Here is a 1,382-nt window from a genome sequence, read left to right as displayed (position 1 = left end):
CCTCTGGATACGAGCCATCTTCTCGTCGCGCGGCACCTCGGCGCAGAGCGACAGCCAGGCATGGCAGAGAGGCGGCTGGAACAGATGCTCCTCGAAATTGCCCTCGATCACCGCATCCATGCGCTCCATCGGAGTCTGCGCCCGGCGAAGCCGCGCGATCACCGCCTGGCACAGGACGGCGTTTGCCTCACGCATCGCGTGCTCGAACAATTCCTGCTTGTTGCGGAAATAGTGCAGCACGATGCCCTTGGAGGCACCGGCCTGCGCCGCCACCTTTTCCAGTGTCGCGCCGGCAATGCCCTCGCGCTCCAGCACCGCGAAGGCCGCCTGCCGCAATTCCTTGCGGCGGATCTCACTGAGACGCTTGAGTTTCACGGGATCGGTCCATGCATTTCGAATCCACGTTGACATCTTCGTCCGTTCAGATCAAGAATTGACCCATGGGACAATAAAAAGACCAATTGGTCAATTTTACGGACGAGGAGAACCGAAATGTTGCGCATCCTTGCAAATGGCGTCTGCCTTGCCGGCCTCATGTTGGCCACTCATGCGGCCCAGGCGGCCGAGGCCGAAGAGTGCAAGACGGTCCGCATGGCCGAACCCGGCTGGAACGACCTTGCCTTCACCACAGGAGTCGCAAATGTCCTGTTGGAGGCGCTTGGCTATCAGCCGCAAAGCCAGGTGCTCGGCATCAACGTCATCTACGAGGGCATGAAAAACAGGGACCTCGACCTGTTCCTGGGCTACTGGGACCCGGCCATGGTCACCTATTACGAGCCCTACAAGAAGGACGGCTCGGTCGAGAATGTGCGCGTCAATCTCGTAGGCGCCAAATACACATTCGCCGTGCCGACCTATGTCTGGGAAGCCGGCGTCAAGGACATTTCCGACCTGCACAAATTCGCCGACAAATTCGGCAAGAAAATGTACGGCATCGAGCCCGGTTCAAACCAGTTGATGATGGACGCTATCGCCGATCCCGCCTTTGGCCTGGACGGCTGGCAGGTGGTCGAATCGAGCGAAGCCGGCATGCTTTCCGAGGTCGGCTACGAGATCAAGGAGAAGCAGTTCATCGTCTTCCAGGGCTGGGCGCCGCACCCGATGAACATGATGTACGACTTCAAATATCTGACCGGCGGCGACAAGTTCTTCGGCCCGAATTTCGGCGCCGCGACGGTGACGACGCAGGTGCGCAAGGGCTATCTGCAGCAATGCCCGAACGTCGCACAGTTCTTGAAAAACCTCGCCTTCGACATCGATTTCGAGAATGTCGGCATGGGTTATCTGATCAATGACGGCATGAAGCCGGAGGACGGCGCGCTGAAGGCAATCACGGCCAACAAGAGCCGTCTCGATGCCTGGCTCGCCGGTGTCACCACCTT

2 protein-coding genes are annotated in these 1,382 nt (G+C 59.2%); one reads left to right on the top strand and one right to left on the bottom strand.

The window, feature by feature from the left end; genetic code table 11:
* Window positions 1-411, bottom strand: a 411-nt coding sequence (locus tag EN884_RS36030) for a TetR family transcriptional regulator (protein WP_128278220.1), incomplete at its 3' end; no start/stop codon positions are given.
* 81 nt (window positions 412-492) lie between these two features.
* Between EN884_RS36030 and choX the strand changes: the two genes are divergently transcribed.
* A partial coding sequence (gene choX, locus EN884_RS36025) for a choline ABC transporter substrate-binding protein (protein ID WP_128361128.1) occupies window positions 493-1,382 on the top strand: 890 nt, incomplete at its 3' end.

This window comes from Mesorhizobium sp. M7A.F.Ca.AU.001.01.1.1, from assembly GCF_004022735.1.
GTDB lineage: Bacteria > Pseudomonadota > Alphaproteobacteria > Rhizobiales > Rhizobiaceae > Mesorhizobium > Mesorhizobium ciceri.
The sequence above is the reverse complement of the archived record's forward strand: the minus strand, read 5'-3'. Positions and strand labels throughout refer to the sequence as shown.